At 53.0% G+C, this 19887-nt stretch carries 19 protein-coding genes; 8 read left to right on the top strand and 11 right to left on the bottom strand.

The window, feature by feature from the left end:
• Window positions 1-113 precede the first annotated feature (113 nt).
• Window positions 114-263 (top strand): hypothetical protein, encoded by a 150-nt coding sequence (locus AC0VXT_RS18170; protein ID WP_022730877.1) that lies wholly within the window; start codon window positions 114-116, stop codon window positions 261-263.
• Between the two features lie 156 nt (window positions 264-419).
• Window positions 420-575, top strand: coding sequence for a hypothetical protein (locus AC0VXT_RS18165; RefSeq protein WP_475546534.1), 156 nt, complete (start codon window positions 420-422; stop codon window positions 573-575).
• 41 nt (window positions 576-616) lie between these two features.
• On the opposite strand, the gene AC0VXT_RS18160 is transcribed toward AC0VXT_RS18165, so the two are convergent.
• The 6 genes from AC0VXT_RS18160 to AC0VXT_RS18135 all read right to left on the bottom strand — a co-directional run bounded on the left by AC0VXT_RS18160 (window position 617) and on the right by AC0VXT_RS18135 (window position 7757).
• Window positions 617-1084, bottom strand: a complete 468-nt coding sequence (locus AC0VXT_RS18160) for a DUF2269 family protein (RefSeq protein ID WP_475546533.1) — start codon at window positions 1082-1084, stop codon at window positions 617-619.
• The gene (locus AC0VXT_RS18155) at window positions 1081-1374 is read right to left on the bottom strand and encodes a DoxX-like family protein (protein ID WP_475546532.1); all 294 of its coding nucleotides are present in this window, start codon (window positions 1372-1374) and stop codon (window positions 1081-1083) included. Before AC0VXT_RS18155 ends, AC0VXT_RS18160 begins: the two co-directional genes overlap by 4 nt.
• A 24-nt stretch (window positions 1375-1398) precedes the next feature.
• Entirely contained in the window at window positions 1399-2379 is a 981-nt protein-coding gene (locus tag AC0VXT_RS18150; RefSeq protein ID WP_475546531.1) for an NAD(P)H-binding protein, read from the bottom strand.
• An 88-nt stretch (window positions 2380-2467) separates the two neighbouring features.
• Window positions 2468-3529: a methylmalonyl Co-A mutase-associated GTPase MeaB gene (meaB, locus tag AC0VXT_RS18145; RefSeq protein ID WP_475546530.1), complete on the bottom strand. Its 1062-nt coding sequence runs from the start codon at window positions 3527-3529 to the stop codon at window positions 2468-2470.
• A 23-nt stretch (window positions 3530-3552) separates the two neighbouring features.
• Window positions 3553-5706: a methylmalonyl-CoA mutase gene (scpA, locus tag AC0VXT_RS18140; RefSeq protein WP_475546529.1), complete on the bottom strand. Its 2154-nt coding sequence runs from the start codon at window positions 5704-5706 to the stop codon at window positions 3553-3555.
• A gap of 2 nt (window positions 5707-5708) precedes the next feature.
• Window positions 5709-7757, bottom strand: coding sequence for a methylmalonyl-CoA mutase family protein (locus tag AC0VXT_RS18135; protein WP_475546528.1), 2049 nt, complete (start codon window positions 7755-7757; stop codon window positions 5709-5711).
• Between the two features lie 407 nt (window positions 7758-8164).
• On the opposite strand from AC0VXT_RS18135, the gene AC0VXT_RS18130 reads away from it, so the two are divergent.
• Entirely contained in the window at window positions 8165-8587 is a 423-nt protein-coding gene (locus AC0VXT_RS18130; protein WP_022730884.1) for a response regulator, read from the top strand.
• A gap of 45 nt (window positions 8588-8632) precedes the next feature.
• Here the strand turns inward: AC0VXT_RS18130 and phhA are convergent, their stop codons facing one another.
• Window positions 8633-9523 carry a phenylalanine 4-monooxygenase gene (gene phhA / locus AC0VXT_RS18125; RefSeq protein WP_475546527.1) on the bottom strand — a complete coding sequence of 297 codons (891 nt, stop codon included), beginning with the start codon at window positions 9521-9523 and terminating at the stop codon, window positions 8633-8635.
• A gap of 120 nt (window positions 9524-9643) precedes the next feature.
• On the opposite strand from phhA, the gene AC0VXT_RS18120 reads away from it, so the two are divergent.
• The 3 genes from AC0VXT_RS18120 (at window position 9644) to AC0VXT_RS18110 (ending at window position 11610) form a co-directional block, all read left to right on the top strand.
• Window positions 9644-10144: an Lrp/AsnC family transcriptional regulator gene (locus AC0VXT_RS18120; RefSeq protein ID WP_475546526.1), complete on the top strand. Its 501-nt coding sequence runs from the start codon at window positions 9644-9646 to the stop codon at window positions 10142-10144.
• Window positions 10145-10252: 108 nt separating this feature from the next.
• Window positions 10253-11260 (top strand): asparaginase, encoded by a 1008-nt coding sequence (locus AC0VXT_RS18115; protein WP_475546525.1) that lies wholly within the window; start codon window positions 10253-10255, stop codon window positions 11258-11260.
• A 29-nt stretch (window positions 11261-11289) separates the two neighbouring features.
• Window positions 11290-11610: a YnfA family protein gene (locus AC0VXT_RS18110; protein WP_417823338.1), complete on the top strand. Its 321-nt coding sequence runs from the start codon at window positions 11290-11292 to the stop codon at window positions 11608-11610.
• A gap of 42 nt (window positions 11611-11652) precedes the next feature.
• Here AC0VXT_RS18110 and AC0VXT_RS18105 read toward each other — a convergent pair whose 3' ends face one another.
• Window positions 11653-12876: a response regulator gene (locus tag AC0VXT_RS18105; protein WP_475546524.1), complete on the bottom strand. Its 1224-nt coding sequence runs from the start codon at window positions 12874-12876 to the stop codon at window positions 11653-11655.
• A 450-nt stretch (window positions 12877-13326) separates the two neighbouring features.
• Between AC0VXT_RS18105 and AC0VXT_RS18100 the strand changes: the two genes are divergently transcribed.
• Together AC0VXT_RS18100 and AC0VXT_RS18095 are read left to right on the top strand one after the other, a co-directional pair.
• Window positions 13327-14514, top strand: a complete 1188-nt coding sequence (locus AC0VXT_RS18100; RefSeq protein ID WP_475546523.1) for a pentapeptide repeat-containing protein — start codon at window positions 13327-13329, stop codon at window positions 14512-14514.
• A 190-nt stretch (window positions 14515-14704) separates the two neighbouring features.
• Entirely contained in the window at window positions 14705-15979 is a 1275-nt protein-coding gene (locus tag AC0VXT_RS18095) for a pentapeptide repeat-containing protein (RefSeq protein WP_475546522.1), read from the top strand.
• A 100-nt stretch (window positions 15980-16079) separates the two neighbouring features.
• On the opposite strand, the gene argJ is transcribed toward AC0VXT_RS18095, so the two are convergent.
• The 3 genes from argJ to AC0VXT_RS18080 form a co-directional block, all read right to left on the bottom strand.
• Complete coding sequence (argJ, locus tag AC0VXT_RS18090; protein ID WP_475546521.1) at window positions 16080-17309, bottom strand: bifunctional glutamate N-acetyltransferase/amino-acid acetyltransferase ArgJ; 1230 nt, start codon at window positions 17307-17309, stop codon at window positions 16080-16082.
• A gap of 182 nt (window positions 17310-17491) precedes the next feature.
• Window positions 17492-18349 (bottom strand): peptidylprolyl isomerase, encoded by an 858-nt coding sequence (locus tag AC0VXT_RS18085; protein WP_475546520.1) that lies wholly within the window; start codon window positions 18347-18349, stop codon window positions 17492-17494.
• A 329-nt stretch (window positions 18350-18678) separates the two neighbouring features.
• The gene (locus tag AC0VXT_RS18080) at window positions 18679-19854 is read right to left on the bottom strand and encodes an EF-hand domain-containing protein (RefSeq protein ID WP_475546519.1); all 1176 of its coding nucleotides are present in this window, start codon (window positions 19852-19854) and stop codon (window positions 18679-18681) included.
• Window positions 19855-19887 lie beyond the last annotated feature (33 nt).

Raw genomic sequence — 19887 nt, 5'->3', positions numbered from 1 at the left:
GGCGGAAAAAGCGCATTGCTGACACCTTTCCAGCGAATTCGGGGGATACATTCACAGCATCAAAAACAACAATGAAACGCCCGATGGTTTGTATCGGGCAGGAGTAACGAAGCATGCTGTATATTTTTGAAAGTGCCTTTGATGAAGTCGAAGCCGTTTCGCGCGAAGCCCGCGAGAAATTGTCTGGCCTTGAAATCGTGCTGAAATCAACTGCCGAGAGCCTTCAGGTTCTCAAAGATCGTCTCGAACAGACAGCTTCCTGACGAAATGCTTTGATACCGGTTTCGTGCCATGAGCGTGTGCCGGGGTGCCATATGACGTCTTTGTCCGAGCAATAAGCGAAGTTTATATGGAACCCTCCATCCCGCTCCCGCGTTCATGGGATGAAACTTTTCACGTCACAGCAGGAGGTAGCCGAAATGCTGTATATTGTTGAAAAAGCCCTAAACGAGATCGAAGCTATGCCGCGTGACGAACGCGAAAGCTTTGCCCATCTTGATGGCGAAATCAATGAAGCGGTCGAGAAGCTGAAAGTTTTAAAAGCGAAACTTGAAGCGGAAAAAGACAGTAAGTAGCATAATCGCACACTAATAGAGGTCGTCGCCGAAGCCCTCTATTAGAAGCTTGGTTTTGTTAGCATCAACCAAACGATCAGCAAGACAGAGAGAAAAGCTGGAAAACCGAACACCAGCCAAACGCGGTAAAGCCGGTGATAGGTTTCAGGCAAATTGCTGTTTGCTAAAGCTGCTTTATTTGCAATGTCACGCAACCGGATTTGTATCCATACCACCGGCAACCAAAATGCTCCAACGACGATGTATAATCCGATTGATGCCATTAACCATGGCTCGGTCAGAGGCCAACCGACCTCGCGCGCGAGAAAGTAACCCGTAATTGGTTGTATTGCAGCGGCAGTTGCTGTGAACACGGTATCTGCCAAGACGACAATTCTACTGACATGTGCAATCATCTCCGCATTTCCCCAATGGTTTGATATAACGAAGAAAAATGCGATTCCTGCGCCCGTTCCGAAAAGTACGCAGGCTCCAATGATATGAGAGTAAAGTAGGATTTCGTATGTCATCGTTCTTCAAGAATAGAAATAGTGAACATTGTAAGTACGATTGAAGGGATCACTTTGATCATCGGGCCAAGCGGATCAAGCCATAAGTCCGGTGCGGTGAACAAACTGGCTATGATGTATGCTGCAGATATTGTGATCATGCCAATACAAGCAAGCCGAGATAATTTTCGAACGAGAACAGCTGCTCCCAATGTGATGTCAGCGATGATGCCTGAAAGTATGAGAAGTTGTGCCAGGTCATCGCTTATCCCTCGCTTTGTTAATACGTCCTGCGCTGTTGGAAACGACACGATTCCGATAATGCCACTGGCGAGTCAGAAAATTGCGAGAACGGTAATGGCAAGTGGAAGCCCCAAGTATAATTTTGCAAACCAGCGTTCTTGGATTGTTGCGGGCATAGACTCCATCGTTTCCTTCATGGATCGGCAATTTTGGTTGCCTGTCATTTTCCAAGTTTGAGCGTTGCCGCAGATGCCACTCTTGAGTGTCTCTAGAGCAGTCGTTCGCAACGGGGAACGCCATCCTAGTAGGCCAAGCATATCAGCAATTAGACCAATAAGTTTGATTGACCAGAGGGGTGCTGGGAGAGTTACACGCCATGGCTTAAGGCCTAACCAGCTTCGAAACTCCTTTTTAAGTTCGTCAAAGCCTTGGCTTTCTTCTTCTGTAATATCGGCGACTGTGTTCTGTGGAAGTAACCCAGTTGCTGCCTTTGTAATTGCGCGGGTGAGGTCGTCAATCGATACGGTTTGTATTTGCGCATCTGGAAATATCTGGATGTTTACCAAAGGAAATGCAGCCGCAGCTCGCAGAAGTGCTGTTCCACCATACGCATCGCGACTTATGACAAGGGTCGGGCGAAGAACGTGCCAGTTTAGTTGGCTGTTCATCAAAACGTTGTCGCCACGTGCTTTGCTTTTCATAAACTCGGTGGATGCCTGTTCGCTTGCTCCGGCAGCTGATACTTGAATGAAAGTCACGTCAGTGCCTGCAAGTGCTTGAGTGATGTTTCCAATCGAATTCACATGGATAGCATTGAGATCGTCATGCGCACCATCCTGAAGCGCGCCAGCAGCATTGACGATAATATCCGCATCCCTTAGTCGTTCTTTCCATTCGGCGGCGGAGGCTGTCCCGATATCGACCGCATGCCATTTAACCTGATCGTTGCTGCGTCTTCCTTTTTCTAAAGATCGCCCGACGCCCGTTACGTCGAATCCTGCAGAAACAAGTCTGTGAATACACGCAGAACCGATGAGGCCATAGCCGCCGAGGACGTAAACCTTCTTGTTCATTTTCAGCAGTCCCTCGTCCACAAAATAATAATTTAAAGAACTCCCAATTGTTCTATACGGCAGGCAAACCGGAAGTCACTGGAAACAATTAGTGATTGTGTTTTGTATGTTTTATCAGGCCCAGCATTTCCTCGACCGCGGCGGTCGGGTTGGTGGTGCCCGAAAGCACATCGGCCTCAAGCGTTTTAAGCCGTTCCGCGACATCATCACGCTTGGTAAATGTTTCCAGCAACCGATCACGCAGCATGCTCCACATCCAGTCGTGTTGTTGACGGGCACGTTTGGCGGCAAATTCGCCTTCCTTGTCCATCACAACCCGATGCTGGTTGATCAGATCCCAGATGGTATCAAGCCCGTCATTGATCAGGGAGGACACCATCACCGATTGTGGACGCCAATGCTTGCTGGTCGGTTGCAGGATGCGAAGGGCAGATGAATATTCGCGTTTGGCTTCACGCGCCTTGGCCGGATCGGCATCGGCCTTATTGACTGCGATCAGATCGGCGATTTCAAGCACACCTTTTTTGATCCCCTGAAGCTCATCCCCCGCACCAGGCAGCATCAGGACAAGGAAAAAGTCGGTCATTTGAGCGACCATGGTTTCGCTTTGTCCGGCCCCGACGGTTTCAACCAGCACCACGTCAAACCCGGCGGCCTCGCACAGTAAAATGGTTTCACGGGTCATGCGATTGACGCCGCCCAAATAGCCGCTGCTGGGCGATGGGCGGATATAGGCGTTTGGATCAATCGACAGTTCGTTCATTCGGGTCTTATCACCCAGAATGGACCCGCCGGTCCGCGCGCTGGTGGGGTCAACCGCAAGCACGGCAACTTTTTTGCCCGCCTTGGTCAGGTTTTTGCCAAAGGCTTCGATAAAGGTGGATTTGCCAACACCGGGAACGCCCGTAATGCCAATGCGCTGTGATCCGCCTGTGTGGGGCATCAGTTGGGCCAGAACGGCCTGTGCCTGATCAAAGTGTTTGGCATTGCGGCTTTCGACCAGCGTGATCGCGCGTGACAGGATTGTGCGATCCCCTGCCCGCACACCGTCGACAATCTGGTCGGTCGTCAGGACACGTCGGCGCACAGCCTTGCGCGGGCTGACAGTGCCGCCCGAGCCCGCCGGTATGGTGCGCAGAGTTTCTTTCACCGCCTGTCCTTGTAACTGTGCTGCTATGCTGCTTCGTCGCCCGCTTGGTTTAACTTTTCTAGCAGGTCGGATGCCGCTTCGGCAATCACCGTTCCCGGTGGGAAGATCGCCTCGGCCCCAGCTTCGAACAGTTTGTCGAAATCCTGTGGCGGGATGACGCCCCCCGCAACAATCATGATGTCTTCGCGGCCAAGTTTATCAAGTTCGGCACGTAGTTGCGGCACCAATGTCAGGTGACCTGCGGCAAGTGAACTGGCACCGACAATATGCACATCGTTTTCAACCGCCTGTTTTGCGGCTTCTTCTGGCGTTTGGAACAGTGGGCCGATATCGACATCAAAGCCAAGATCGGCAAAGGCAGTTGCAATGACTTTCTGACCCCGGTCATGCCCGTCCTGACCCATTTTGGCGATCAGGATACGCGGACGGCGGCCTTCGTTTTCCTCGAACGTCTTGATCAGGCGATCCACCTTGGCAAGGGCCTCGTTATCCGCACCGACTTCGGTTTTATAGACACCCGCGATGGAACGAATAACCGCCTGATGACGGCCATAAACCTTTTCAAGCGCATCTGAAATCTCGCCCACCGTGCATTTGGCGCGTGCGGCCTGAACGGCAAGTTCAAGAAGGTTGCCTTCGCCACTGTCGGCGGCATTTGTCAGCGCCGTCAGTGCACTTTTTACCGCGCCATCGTCACGTTCTGCCCGCAGGCGTTCAAGCTTGGCAATTTGCTGACGGCGGACTTCGGCGTTATCGACCTGAAGCACATCGACCGGGCGGTCATCAGTAACGCGGTATTTATTAACCCCGACAAGGGTCTGACGACCACTATCGATGCGGGCCTGTGTGCGTGCGGCGGCTTCTTCGATGCGCATTTTGGGAATGCCGGCTTCAATCGCCTTGGCCATGCCGCCCTGTTCTTCTACCTCGGCAATATGGGCCCATGCCTTTTCCGCCAAATCGCGGGTCAGGCGTTCGACATAATAGGATCCACCCCATGGATCGATGGCATTGGTCGTGCCACTTTCTTGTTGCAAAAACAGCTGAGTATTACGGGCAATCCGTGCCGAGAAATCGGTCGGCAGTGCCAAAGCTTCGTCAAGGGCATTGGTATGCAGCGACTGGGTGTGGCCTTGTGTCGATGCCATGGCTTCAACACAGGTGCGAATAACGTTGTTAAACACATCTTGGGCGGTCAGTGACCAGCCTGATGTTTGGCTATGGGTACGCAGCGACAGTGACTTTGGGTTTTGCGGATCAAACTGTTCGATCATCTTGGCCCAGATCATGCGCGCAGCCCGCATTTTGGCAATTTCCATAAAGAAATTCATGCCCGTCGCCCAGAAGAACGACAAACGCGGCGCAAATTTATCAATCGGCAAGCCAGCAGCCTGCCCGGCACGGGCATATTCAATGCCATCGGCCAGTGTATAGGCTAGTTCAAGATCGGCGGTCGCCCCGGCTTCCTGCATGTGATAGCCCGAAATCGAGATCGAATTGAATTTCGGCATGTTTTGCGACGTAAACGAAAAGATGTCCGAAATGATCCGCATCGATGGTTTCGGCGGATAGATATAGGTGTTGCGCACCATGAATTCTTTGAGGATGTCGTTCTGAATGGTGCCCGAAAGCTTCTCGCGTGCAACGCCCTGTTCTTCGGCAGCCGCAATATAAAGCGCCATGATCGGCAAAACTGCACCATTCATGGTCATCGATACCGACATCTCATCAAGCGGAATGCCATCAAAAAGGGTGCGCATGTCATAGATGCTGTCAATCGCCACACCGGCCATGCCGACATCCCCGGCAACGCGGGGATGGTCGCTGTCATAACCGCGGTGTGTGGCAAGGTCGAAGGCAATCGACAGGCCCTTTTGCCCGGCGGCAAGGTTGCGGCGATAAAACGCGTTGGATTCTTCAGCCGTGGAGAATCCGGCATATTGGCGAATGGTCCAGGGGCGCTGAACATACATGGTCGGATAAGGACCGCGCAAAAACGGCGGCATGCCCGGCATGGTATCAAGGTGATCAAGCCCCGCCAGATCAGACGGGCCATAGGTTGGCTTAACGTCGATCCCCTCGGGCGTGGTCCAAGGCGTGCTTTCAAACGGGTCTTTGGCCCCGGCAGATGCGCCGTCAAACAATGGAATGTTGGAGAAATCAGGAATGCGGGTCATGGTTATTTATCCCCCCATGCACCAGATAAGTGATCCATTGCCGTTCGGCAAATGTCCGGAACGTCGGACCCAACGTAGATAAAATCATCAATACCAGCGGCCTCATAGTGTGCCTTGGCATCGCCCGGATGACCGGCGAGATAAACCCGTGAGGCACCGGCATCCTTTAATGCCTTGGCCATATCGGCGGCCATGTCGCCATATTGCGGGTCGGATCCGCAAATTACCGCGATCTTCGTACCTGATGCGGTAAACGCCTTGGCAGCGGACGCGGCATCGGCAAAGCCGGTATTTGTGATCGCTTCGATCCCGCAGGATTCAAAGAAGTTGCGGGCAAACATGGCGCGTGCGGTGTGTTGGGAAACTTTGCCAAGATTGGCGAGGAAAATCTGTGGGAAGGATCCGGTTTTGGCTTTGTGATTGTCGGCCCGTTTGCGCAGTACCTCAAACGGTTCGGACAAACGGTGTGGTGTTAGGGCCGGGATGATTGTTGCGGCACTTGTCCCATACAGATCGGTAAACATATGCCCGATGGTCGCCCCGTTTCGGGCGGCCTCCATCAAGCTCGACAGTGTGGCACCAACGGTTTGGGTATATTTGGTCTGCCGCGCCTTGCCATTGGCCTGAATGGCATCAAGATCGGGCGCATCGCAGGTCACTTTGGCCTCGGCAATATTGGGGAATTCCGAAACACCGGTCAGCGGATCGCGCCGGTTTGCGACGCGTTCTTCACGCGTGTGCCAAACGGCTTCAATGTCTTTTTTCAAACTGCCGTTGGCAAGGGCGGCGACAATGCCACCGGATGCTTCAAGCGACTGGAACTTGGCCCATGCGGCCTTGGCAAGATCGCGGGTCATGTTTTCGATAAACCATGCGCCCCCCGCCGGATCAATCACCCGGTGAACGTTGCTTTCTTCTTGCAGGATCAATTGGGTGTTGCGGGCAATACGTCGGGTGAAACCATCGGGCAGGCCGATTAAATGGTCATAAGGCAGGCAGACAACACTATCAGCCCCGCCCAGACCCGCGGCAAAGCTTGTCACCGTCGTGCGCAGCATATTGACCCATGGATCAACCTTGCTCATCGCCATTTCAGCCGAGACGGCATTGATCGAAATTGATGCGTCTTCGGCACCTGATGCGGCCAGAATGCGGGTCCACATCAGGCGCAAGGCGCGCAGCTTGGCAATCCCGGCAAAGAAATCCGTGCCAATGGCGACGTTAAACACCATCGCACCGGCGGCCTGATCAACCGCCATGCCGGTATCGGTCAGCGCGCGTAAATAGGCGACACCAGATGCCAGCAAACAGGCAAGCTCCTGCCCATCGGTCGCACCGGCATTGTAATAGGGCGCACCATTGACCGAAATTGCCGTGCCCATCGGGAAAAGGTCAATCAGTTCGGCAGTGATGTTTGCGGTTTGGCGTAATGCGTCATCGGTGGAGCAGGGCAGGGTTCCGGTGCTGGCAAGCGTTCCGATGGGGTCAATGTTAAAGGCCGGGGCGGCTTCACTCGCACCATCTTCATCGGTCATGCGGGCGGCCAACATGGCCGCAGCTGGAATTGCGGCGGCCCCGCCATCAAGTGCGATGGTCGCAAGGTTGGTGTAGACGTCGCTTAACGTGCATTCAAGATCGGCCAGACAATGAATGGCAATGCCATCCACGCCGACCTCGCCCGAACTGATTTCGCGTCCCTTGCGTGCGGCCGCATCAAGCTTAAGCAAGATGGATGTCGCACCATTTTCAAGGTCGTCGAGGACCGCGGCATTTGTGACGATGGGGTCGGGATGCGTATGAAGTTGACGAATGTCCCAGCCAGTCACCGTTTCGCGTGGTTCAACCGACGCGCTGAGCACGTCGTGTATCAGACGGGTGTCGGCATCCTGATCGCCCTTGGTATAAAGTGGCTGCAGGGCAAAGCCGTCGAGTGTTTTGGTGACGAGCTTTTTCTCAAACGACGCCCCTTTAAGGGCTTCCTCGGCGAGGGTGCGCCAAGCTGCATAATCAGCAGACGGAAATTCGGATGCCAGCTTAAGCGGGTCTGTCATGCTTTCTCCCGGTCGGAACGTTTCCGAATTAATGATACTAGGGTCAAACCGCATTCACATAATCGTACCGGTTACCCGGATTCCCGACCATATTGCCATATCGTCGTTGCGACATGGCGGTTTATAGCATCTGGCTTTAATTCCGTAAATAGGCATGGAAATACCTATTTAGAAGGAGGGTAAAGCCGAATGATCTTCGTTCCGTAGCGTCAAGTTGCGGAATTCCGGCTGTTTTCTATTCCAGAAGGTCCGTTTCAAATAGATCGCGGACCGTCGGTCTGCATTATACTTTGGCCTGAATGTGGAAAAGAAGAGGCACGCAGGCGCAAATATTTAGGCGGTTTAACCAATTTGACATTTTCATCTGTCAATTTGTGCTTGTCCCAATTCTCGGAGTATCGCCATCCATGAACGCGCTCAGCGCCATGCCGTCGCAAGCCAGTCCTGACGGGCTTGTTGCATTTGCCGACGACAGTCCCAGTGCCAAAGCAGCCCTTGAAACGGTGCTGCGCCGTGCCGGATATGACGTGGCAAGTTTTGACTGTGCCGATGATCTGATTGATCAGCTTGACGGGCTTTATCCGCGCGCCATCATTCTGGATATCGAAATGCCCGGCATGAGCGGATTTGAAGCTTTTTGTGAAATCCGCCGCCGGTATCCCAATGCGACCAATGTGCCGGTGTTCTTCTTTTCCGCGCATTATGATTCCGATACCCGCGCACAGGCAGATGCGCTGGGGGCGGCCGACTTCATCAGCAAGGATGCCAGCCCGACCGTGGTGCTTGAACAGCTTAACCGCGTGCTCGGCAAAGCCATCAGCACCTGTTAGCACCCTTGCCAATTCATATCTCATGACGCGAGCGCGCCCTGCCTGTTACGCAGGGCGTTGTTGCATCTGGCGGGCTCTGCCAAGTTCGATGGTGCGATTTGAATCACCATGAACGTGATACAGCCGATCCGTTGATAAGGTGGTTTCTGGATTGATCGACGGTGTGCTGACCAATCGCTCATAGATCGGGGCGAGGGGCGTTTTCATCGCATCAAACAACTGATCATAACTGTCCAGAACGAAATAGGTTTTCTGGAAATCATCAATTGCGTAATCGGTCGCCATCACCCGTTCAAGATCAAAGCCCACCCGGTTTGGCGTCGGGTCTGTGACCGAGTAAATAGTTTCGGTTTGCGATGACAACATGCCTGCCCCATAGGCCCGCAAGCCATGATCGGTCATGATCAAGCCAAACTCGACCATGTACCAGTACATCCGCGCAAGGTTTTTAAGCCCGCCTGTGGCAATGGCTTCCGGCCCCTTGGCACCGTAAGCTGCAAGATAATCGGCAAAGACCGGGTCATAGAGCATTGGCACATGACCAAAGAAATCATGGAAAATGTCGGGTTCGACCAGATAATCCATTTCTTCTGGTGTGCGCAGCCAGACAGTCACCGGAAAGCGGCGATTGGCAAGGTGATCGAAAAACACCTCATCCGGCACAAGCCCCGGAACCGCAACCAGTTGCCAGCCGGTTGCGCCAAAAAGCTGTTCACTGACCCGGCCAAAATGCGGGATGCCGTCGGCGGCATCCAGCTTTGACAAGTTGGCAATGTAATCATCGGCGGCATAGCCGGGCAGAATGGCCGATTGACGGGCATAAAGCTTACGCCACAGGTCATGTTCAGCCTTGCTATACGCCTGCCAATCTTGCGCAATGGTATAGTCATCTTCGATGTGGCTGTAATCGCCTCGCAGATCGTTTCCCTTGGTCATGGCGGGTCCTCTTTCGGGTTCTGATGCCAATTTACAGCGGATATTTTACATCAAATTCCATGTCATTTTCTGGCGAATAAAATATCATTTTGCGTTATGGTTGAATGAAAATGACCTCAAATGGATGATGTGGGACGTATGATGACCGATCTGAGCTTAAGCGTGACCGATATCCGTATTTTGCAGATTCTGCAAAATGAGGCCGGGATCAGCAATGTGGCACTTGCCGAAAAGGTCGGGATGTCGCCATCCCCGTGTTTGCGACGGGTCAAACAGCTTGAAGCATCCGGGATAATCCGCCGACAGGTGGCGCTGTTGGATCGCAAAAAGGTTGGGCTTGGCGTTCTGGCGACCATTCAGGTGCGCCTGCAACGCCATACCGAAGCCGGGGCAGAGGATTTTGCCCATGCGATGAATGACCTTCCCGAAATCCTGTCATGCTGGGCAATGACCGGGCGGCAGGACTTCCTGCTGGTTGCGGTGGCCAGCAACATTGAAAGTTTTGGTGATTTCGTAACCCATCAGTTGCTTTCAATGCCCAATGTCCGCGATGTGCAATCTAGTTTGGTGCTCAAGGAATATAAGAATCACACAGCGATCCCTTTGCCAAAGGCCAATTGAACGCATTGACCAAGTTTGGTGTGCGCGACGTGCTGTGCTTGCTTTTGGGGGCGGGTTTGGGCATAGGAAGATGACGTTCTGATCCCGTCCCACCAATGCCGGAGCACAATGATGTCGCACGCAGCCAACCCGATCCTTGTCGAAGCCACCCGTGGATCGATGGTCGAAAGTTTCCATCGCGGGCGGTATGTCGTGATGAAGGCCGATGGCACGGTGGTGGCCGAGGGCGGCGATATTGATGCGTTGATGTATCCGCGTTCGGCAATCAAACCATTGCTGGCGATCCCCTTGGTCGAAAGTGGGGCGGCGGACGCGTTCAAGCTTGAGGACAAGCATATCGCGCTGGCCTGCTCATCGCATAATGGCGAGGAAGAACACGCCAATACGGTTAAGGCATGGCTTGAGCATATCGGGTTGTCGGTCGAAACGCTTGAATGTGCGCCGCATTATTCCATTCATCCGCCCGCCGGGATCAAACAGGCTGGTGATCAGGTCACCTTGACCAAGGCGCATAACAATTGTTCGGGAAAGCATTCCGGGTTTTTGACCACGGCCCAGCACCTGGCCGATACCCCGGCAGGCTATATCAACGAAGCCCATCCGGTTCAGCAACGCCTGATCAAGGTGCTTGAGGAGATGGGTGATTGTGATTTGTCATCGACCCCGCGGGGTATTGATGGCTGTGGCATTCCGGTGATTGGCATGCGGTTGCGCGATCTGGGGCTTGCGATGGCCCGTATGGCCGATCCATCGGGGTTGGATGCCAAACGCATTGAGGCGATCAAGCGCATTCGCAAGGGCTGTGCCGCGGCCCCCTTCATGGTGGCCGGGACCGGTCGTTTTTGTACCGGGATCATGGAAGAATGCGGTGAAGACGCGCTGGTCAAGGTCGGGGCGGAGGGCGTTTATTGTGCCGCCTTCCCAAAACAGGGACTTGGTGTGGCACTTAAAATCGATGACGGCACGCAACGCGGGGCCGAGGTCGCAATGGGCGCCATCTTGCGCCAGCATGGCGTGATTGATGATGCCAAGGCAGAAACGCTCAAGAAATACCTGACACCGGTTCTAACCAACTGGGCCGGAAAATATGCCGGTGACCTACGCCCGGCATTCTAGGAGTAGGACCTGAGCCAAAAGGGGACGTGATGCAGACCGTTGCGGCCTATATCGCAGCAGCACTTGCCGAAATTGCCGGATGCTTTGCCTTTTGGGCGTGGCTGAAATCGGGCAAGTCTGTTCTTTGGGTCATTCCGGGGATTGCATCGCTGATTGTCTTTGCGTGGTTGCTCACGCGTGTTGATGCGGCCTTTGCCGGGCGGGCTTATGCGGCTTATGGCGGGGTCTATATTGCCGCATCTGTTTTCTGGCTGTGGATTGTCGAGCGCGCTGTGCCTGATCGTTGGGATTTAACCGGTATGGCGATTTGTCTTGTCGGGGCCGGCGTCATTTTGTTCGCGCCGCGTTAATGCAAACGGCTGCGTTGCAGGCTGGCCTTGGTTGACCACGGCTTAGTCGTTGGTCAGTTGCTTGTATTTTCCTGACACGATCCGCGCAATGCTGGTCCATTCCTCGATACGTGTCGCTTTTCCGATCTGCTCGATATAGGCCAAATCAATGTCGCTTTCGACCGCACCCCCGGCATCAATAATGGCGATCTCGCGGGTCAAAGGTTGCGCGACATAGATTGCGGTAACTGCATTCATTTCCTTATGAGGCAAGTCCATCGGGCGGTGGTGATAGGCAACCGCCTGAATGACCGGGGCAGGAAACCCCCATAACCCCAAAAGATAGGCCCCGATTTCAGGGTGCCCTGCACCAAACTGTTCTTCTTCTGCCTTTTCAATCGGGATGTTTTCCTGTTCAACCCGGTCGGTCACCAGCTTCATTTCATCGGGGCGATTGGCATAGAGGATCAGGGTGCCGATATGGCTCAGCATGCCGATTGATGGGACGGCATGGCACACTTCGCGCGGCAGTTTTTCATATTCGGCAATCAATGCCGCTGTGACACCAATTTGCTGGCTTCGGTGACATAGGCGTTTCAGGTTTGCCGCCTGATTTCTGGGGCCGTCAAAGCCGCGGTAAACGCCAATAAACAGTGCAAGTGCCTTAAGCGTCTCCATGCCGAGCATCCGCACAGCATGGGAAACCGAGAAGACTTTTTGCGTAATGGCAAAATAGGATGAATTGGTAAGTTTCAGGACCTCGGTGGTCAGTGCAATATCGGCTTCAACAATCTTGCACACGCTTTCAGGCGAATAGTGCGGGGTGTTGAACAAGGACTGAAGCTGCAGATAGGTATCGGGTGGAGACGCCAGACTTTTGGCATTTGCCACCAATGTCCGCATCTCCGGGCTTTGCAGCCGCTGGCGCAGGCTAAGCGCATTTTCGATGCTGTCAAGCAGGGTTTGATTGTCGCAGGGTTTGCTAAGGAACTGATGCGCGGGGCCGATGGTCCGCAGATAGGAATCGTTGCTGGCGTGCCCGGTTAAAATGATCCGAACCGCACCAGGCTGGATTTTCTGCATTTCTTCGAGAAGCGCCACCCCGTCCATTCCCGGCATTTGAATGTCGGTGACAATGACATCAAAGGATTGGTCTTTTGCCGTGCCGAGGGCCGCAGAACCGCTATTGGCGAAATGAAGGTTCCAGTCTGGCCGTAAAGTTTTCAGGCGCCGTCGGAGCCCCTGCAAAACGTTGGCGTCGTCGTCGACAAACAGAATGTGATGCATTGACCCTGCACAGCAATTTTGGAGAAAGCTATCTTTTGCAGATGGTCCTTGATCAGACGTATAACAAGGCGGCTTGGGGAACCCGCGACTTTGGGATTATTGCGAATCGCGCCAATACGGCCCACTTTAAAATTGGGAGGTGTCAACGATATCGTGTTTATGAGACTGCTGTGCTTATAGTCGCGCTGTCAAAGGTGCTGCCGCCCTACGCGTTTGTATATGATATGTCAGCTAAATATTTATAAACACGCGATATTTTATGTGAATGTCAGATTTTGTAAGACTGTTGATGCGCGAGTAGGAGTAGACTTAAAGAATATTCTAATTAACGTAGAACAAGACTGTTAAATGAACGGGGATTCGGCCCAGTAAATGACATCACGCGCAGAATTAATTGATGGCATTAAGAAGCACCAACTCTATGTGACGAAGCAGCCCGGGGGCCGTCGCATGCAGTTGCGTAATGGCAATCTGTCACGCATCAAGATGAGCAAAATCAGTCTTGAAGATGCAGTTCTGCCAGGCGCGAATTTTATTCAGGCAACCATCCGCGACGTTTGTTTTGATTTTTGTGATTTGTTTGGCACCAATTTTGTCGAAGCCGACCTTGAAGGGTCAAGCTTTGTCCGGGCTGATTTGCGCGGTGCGAACATGGCGCGCGCCAAATTGCGCAATGCCAACCTTAAGGGGGCTGACCTTCGATCCGGTGTGATGGTGGTGGTTGACGGCGGGCGCGAAAGAAAAGTCAAACGCGCCACCGATCTTGCCAACGCGGATATGGAAGGGTCGATGCTTTCAGGCGCCAATTTTGCCGAAAGCAACATGTCGGGATCACGCTTGGTCGATGCCGACCTGAGCGATGCCAACATGTTTGCAGTCAATCTGGCGGGTGCGGATTTGACCGGGTGTAACCTGTCCGGGGCGAAGCTTAAAAACGCCAACCTTAAAGGTGCGCGGCTTAAGGACAGCCTTCTCGTCGGCACCGATTTGACAGGGGCGAACCTGCGTAATGTCGATTTGGCCGGTGTTGATCTTTCACAGGCAAATATCGCTAATTCCATTGGCAGCAAAGCCGTTACCCCCTTGCCCGATGATATTCGAGAATTGGTCAATGGCCATAGCGAGTGGCTGGCCAGCAACGGACAGACCGGAACGCCTTTGAATGCGACTGGACGTGACCTGACCGAAATGGATTTTTCTGGACTGGATTTATCTGCCGCCTGCTTTGATGATTGTATTCTGCGCAACGCGTTGTTCGTTGATACGATTCTTGCGATGTCATCAATGCGCAATGCGGATTTATCGCGTGCACGGCTGAACGGATCGATTTTGAACGGCATTCGACTGTCAAACGCAGTTTGCACCAAATCTGTTTTTCAGGGGGCCAAGTTCGGGGGGGTCGCGCAACTTGATGGTCAGGGTAAGAAAACCGGTTCGGTTTGGCGTGCGGACCTAAGCGGTACCGATTTCTCAAAGGCCGATATGCGTAATGCTGTTTTCGACGCACCGAAGATGACAGGTGCCAGCTTGAAGAACGCCAATATTTCGGGTGTTTCTTTTGGTGATACCGATCTTGGCGATGTTGATTTAAGCGGTGCAAATACCGGTGCAATCCTGACCGGAACCATCCCTGAATAGGTCTCTGGCAGTGCCTTGCTATTGCTGGCTTTGGGGGTGTCATTCGATGCCCGATTAAAAACGAATCCCCGACATCAAAATAATATTACGGTTTTGCAAGGTGTTAAAAGCATTGCGTTACAGCGAAACTGTTGCATTCTGTCTGCTTAATTCAAAAATGATAATTTAGTGGTCGGGGAATATTTGCAAGATGGATTCGCGTTCAGATCTGATTGATGCCATCAAAATGCATCAACTGTATCTCAATCAAAAGCCAGGTGGGCGGCGCATGCAAATGCGTAGTGCCAACCTGTCGCGCATAAAAATGAGCAAAATCAGCCTTCAGGACGCCATTCTGCCCGGTGCAAATTTCATTCAAGCGACCGCCCACAAAGTCTGTTTCGATTTTTGTGATTTGTTTGGCGCCAACTTTGTTGAGGCTGACCTTGAAGGGTCGAGTTTCCAGCGGGCTGATCTTCGCGGCGCGAACATGGCGCGCGCCAAGCTGCGCTACGCCAATCTAAGCGGCATTGATCTGCGTGCTGGCATCATGGTGATTGTCGAAGGTTCGCAGGAACGCCCGGTTAGTAAGGCTGCCGACATGACCAGTACCGATCTTGAAGGGGCGATGATGTGGGGTGCTAACCTGACAGGTGCCAGAATGTCCGGTGCAAGCCTTTCAAAAACCGATCTCAGCGATGCGAACATGTTTGCTGTGAACCTCGAAGGTGCCGATTTGACCGGCTGTAACCTCAATGGGGCAAAGCTACGCAATGCGAACCTCAAGGGGGCAAAACTTGCGGAATGTAATCTGGTTGGTGCGGATTTAAGTGGGGCCAACCTTCGCAACGTTGATATGACGAATGTCGATTTGTCCCAATCCAATACATCAAATTCAATCGGGGGTGGAACGTCGTCAGCACCACTGGTGGACGATATTCGCGATCTGGTGAATGGCCATAGCGAGTGGCTGCTATCAGACGGGAAAAACGGTGCGCCCATGATTGCGGTTGGGCGGGATTTGACCGGGCTTGATTTTTCCGGTCTGGACTTGTCTGGTGCTTGCTTTGATAAATGTATCCTGCGCGGGGCGTTGTTCGTCGATACCATCCTTGCCATGTGCTCCATGCGTGACGCGGACATGAAGAAAGTCCGAATGAACGGGGCTGTGATGGATGGCGTTCGAATGGCCAATTCCGATTGCAGCGAAGCCATTTTTCAAGGGGTCAAATTCGGTGGGATTGATCAGCGCGACAAAAAAGGTGCCAAGACCGGGACGATGTGGCGCGCGGACTTAACAAACACGAATTTTGAACAGGCCGATTTGCGGAACTCGGTTTTCGATGAAGCACAAATGAAGGGCGCCAACCTGACAAAGGCAAACGTTGCCGGGGTTGCCTTTGGGGACACAGACTTAAGCGATGTGGAACTTGAAGGGGCAAATGTCGGTTTGGTTCTGAACGGCAATATTCCCGGACGTAGATGATCACGCCTGAAATCTATCCAGCGCGAAACGAAAAATGCCGCCTGTCAGAGGCGGCATTTTGTTTGTGCGATTGATCGTGGCCGGTGATCAGTTAAGGTGATCAGCTACGGTAATCAGCATTGATCGAGATATAACCATGCGTCAGGTCACAGGTCCAGACGGTGGCCGCCCCATCACCAAACCCAAGATCAGCAACGATATCGATGTACTGACCCTTGATATGCGCCTCAACCGGGGTTTCATCATAATCTTCGACGCGCTCGCCATTTTTGGCCAGCGCAATGCCGCCGATTGAAATGGTCAGTTTGTTGGGATCAGCGGTGACACCGCATTTTCCAACCGCCATAACAATACGGCCCCAGTTGGCGTCTTCACCGGCAATCGCAGTTTTGACCAGCGGCGAATTTGCAATCGCCTTTGCGGCAATCTTGGCTTCTTTTTCGCTGACGGCACCGGTGACATTTACCGTGATGAATTTGGTCGCACCTTCGCCGTCGCGCACGATCTGATGGGCAAGATCACGGAGTACGCCTTCAAGGGCGTCTTTGAACTCGGTCAATGCCGGGTCATCCATACCCGAAACGGCATCGTTGCCCGCCTTGCCGGTTGCTGCCAGAAGGACCGTATCGGACGTTGATGTATCGCTATCAACCGTGATGGCATTGAAGCTGCGGTTATTGCAATCGGCCAAAATCGCCTGAAGAACCGCATGCGGGATGGCGGCATCGGTGAAAATAAAACCAAGCATGGTCGCCATGTTTGGTTCAATCATCCCCGATCCCTTGGCAAAGCCGGAAATCGAAACCGGGGTGCCATTGATCGTTGTCGTTGCCGAGGCGCCCTTTGGGAAGGTGTCAGTCGTCATGATGGCCTTGGCAGCATCAAGCCAACTGGCATCATTGGCAAGCAAGTCGCCCATGGCATCGGTGATGCGGTTGGCCGTGGTTGGTTCGCCAATTACACCGGTTGACGCGGTAAAGATTTCCGCTTTGTCACACCCCAGTGCCTTTGACGCGGTTTCGACCTTGTCTGCGACAAATTTCTCGCCAGCCTTGCCGGTAAAGGCAACAGAATTGCCCGCGTTGACAAAAAATGCCCGTGCGGTGCCACCCTTAAGGGCTTCGCGGCCCCAACGTACTGCTGCTGATGCGGTGGTCGATTTGGTGAACACTGCGGCAACCTGCGTGCCCGGATCAAGTTCGGCCAGAAACACATCCGGTCGGCCTTTGTAACGGATGCCAAGCGTTGCGGTGTGCAGTTTGACACCGGCAATGGCCGGCAGTTCGGGAAAGGCCGCAGGGGCAAGCGGAGAAACTGAAGTCGCACCCATTTGTATCATTTCCTTCAAATGGCGTTGGTCAAAGAGACATCTGTCCATCCTGCCTCAATGGTGGTGAAAAGCAAGAAACAGAACGGGACATTATCTTGAAAAAAAACGGGGCGAAGCAATGTGCCTCGCCCCGTTTGGAACCTGTTTGCATCAGAAACCTGATGGGCAAAGCCCGCATCAGTTTATTCTTTGGTTTCTTTTGCTGGCGCATCGCCTTCGGTTGGCATCGGAGCATTGTTGACGATGTCTGCATCCGCACGCAGGTTTTCAACAAGATCATCAATTGCCTTGCGGGTCAGTTCACCAACCATCTGCTGACGAACTTCTTCAAGCGACGGCTGGGTGCCTTCTTTTTTCTCTTCAACCATGATCACATGCCAGCCAAACTGGGTCTGAACCGGTTCTTTGCTGTAGGTGCCTGGCTCCATGGCAAAGGCTGCTTCAGCAAATGGTGCGACCATGTCGGCACTGCCAAAGAAGCCAAGATCACCGCCGTTCGGGCCGGATGGGCCGGTCGATTTTTCCTTGGCGAGTTCGGCGAAATCCGCACCGTCATCAAGTTCGGTGATGATGGCTTTGGCGTCTTCTTCGTTCTCAAGCAGGATGTGACGGGCGTGAACCTGCGGTTCTGGCTCGTTGGTTTTCAGGAATTCTTCGTATTGTTCTTTGATGGCATCTTCGCTTGCCGATTTTGCGATTTCACGATCAAGGAACGTTTCGGCAATGACGCGGCGTTCAAGTGCATCAACGCGTGCTTTGACTTCTTCGTCATCGGCAAGACCGGCATCACGGCCTGCGATCATCAGCAAACGCTGATTGATTTCGCGATCAACGAGTGTCGGTTTAAGCATTTCAAACGGAAGCTGTTGATACTGTTGCGGCAGACCCGCTTGGGTCGCGCGAACTTCAGATTCCAGGATTTCTTCACCATTGACAGTCGCAAGGACCGGATCTTCGGCCGGTGCAGCGTCCTGTGCCATGACAGGGGAAGCAAAAATAACGGATGCCAGTGACGCGGCAAAAAGGGTTCTGCGCAGCATAGTTTCTCCAGACTTTGATTTCAAAGGGGGGATACCCCCATCGCCTCTCCCCACGGGTAAATCACATAAGGCTTTATTGCACAAGGCTTCCCCGTGGCGACTGCGGTTTTTCGCAAAGCATTCTGTCCAAAATATGAAACGCTTATCTTTGCGTTTCATTATGTGGTGTTGAGGGGAGCTATGAAAGGTCAAGCTTAGTCAGTCGTCGCCAAATCAGATAGCCGTTTTGGGCGATGAACGCAGTATCGTGCGGCAGTTGTATGAAATTTCAAACAAGCCAGATCGACCCGCTGGGTGGCACGGGTGGGCGAGGTGACCAAGGGTGGGTATCAGGCTTTTACATCAAAAAGAACTTCGCCAACGGTGGCAATGCTGCCATCGTCGCGGGTGAAGTGCGACGTTGCGACCAGATCGCCCCCGATAAGGCGCTGATCAATGGGCGTGATCATGGAGAGTGAAATTGATGTGATGCCTTCGTCCATCAGGGTTGCCTGTTCACCATTGGCGCGCAGCAAAATTAATGCGCTGAAAACGGCGTCATTGGCATCAATCTTTCCGTCCTGATTGTCATCAAATTTGGCCAGTTCGGCAAAGCCGTCTGCGGCCCCGTTTTGATCACCAAACAATTCGGTGCCGTTATTGATTTTGCCGTCTTTATTGCGATCAAGGGCAAGAAGTGCGTCATTGCCGCGGATCCATGCGGTTTGATCAATGTTGCCATCGCCATCAATGTCAAACTGTTGACCGTCCTGCAGATTGGTGATGTCGATGCCATTGCCGTCAAGATCAAGGATAAGTGGGTCTTGCTGAAAGGCCTGTGCGATGTCGATACGGATGAGATCAATCTGAGCACGGAATTCGGAAATAGAAATATTGGCTGTGCTGCCAATGCTTGAAAACCGGCTTTCAATTTGAGTGAGATCAATCTCAGTTCTTTGCGACATGACACGAAACGCACTGACATCAATCTGGGCCGTACTGCCCGAAACATTTAGGGCAAGTTCCTTGGCCGTGATGGTTGCCCCCGACCCATTCGCGCCCGAAAGAGCAACATCTTCGAGCGACCCACCGGTCATGGCATTGGCAATTTCGCGGGCCTTTGCGGGTGGGATGCCCATCATGGCAAGAACGATAAATGCATCACGGTTCAGGCGTGTTTGTGCCTCGGACAAGGCCGGTTTTAAGGCATTAAACGCATCAAGTGGGTTTGTATCGACCTGAAATACGGGCTGTCGGAATGCGGAAATGGCTTCTTCGAGGCGCTTGCTGGCCTCGATGCTCAAATCAATTTGATCGGCAATTGCGCGTTCACGCGCCCGATCATTCCTGCTGCCGCCATTTGCCGAGTTCGACATATCTGGTACATTTGCACCAACAGCACTTTGTGCCGCGGCATTCAGTGTCGCCGTTTGCGATGTTGACGGAGTGTTAAAAGACGGAGTGTTAAAAGTGGTGTGCTCGAACATATCAGCGCCTCCTTCCTGAAGGGCTGGGGATGCCGACATATGCGGCATCCCGAACGATTGATTAAGTCAGAA

It is taken from the genome of Thalassospira sp. Z349TD_5, from assembly GCF_056173045.1.
The sequence above is the reverse complement of the archived record's forward strand: the minus strand, read 5'-3'. Positions and strand labels throughout refer to the sequence as shown.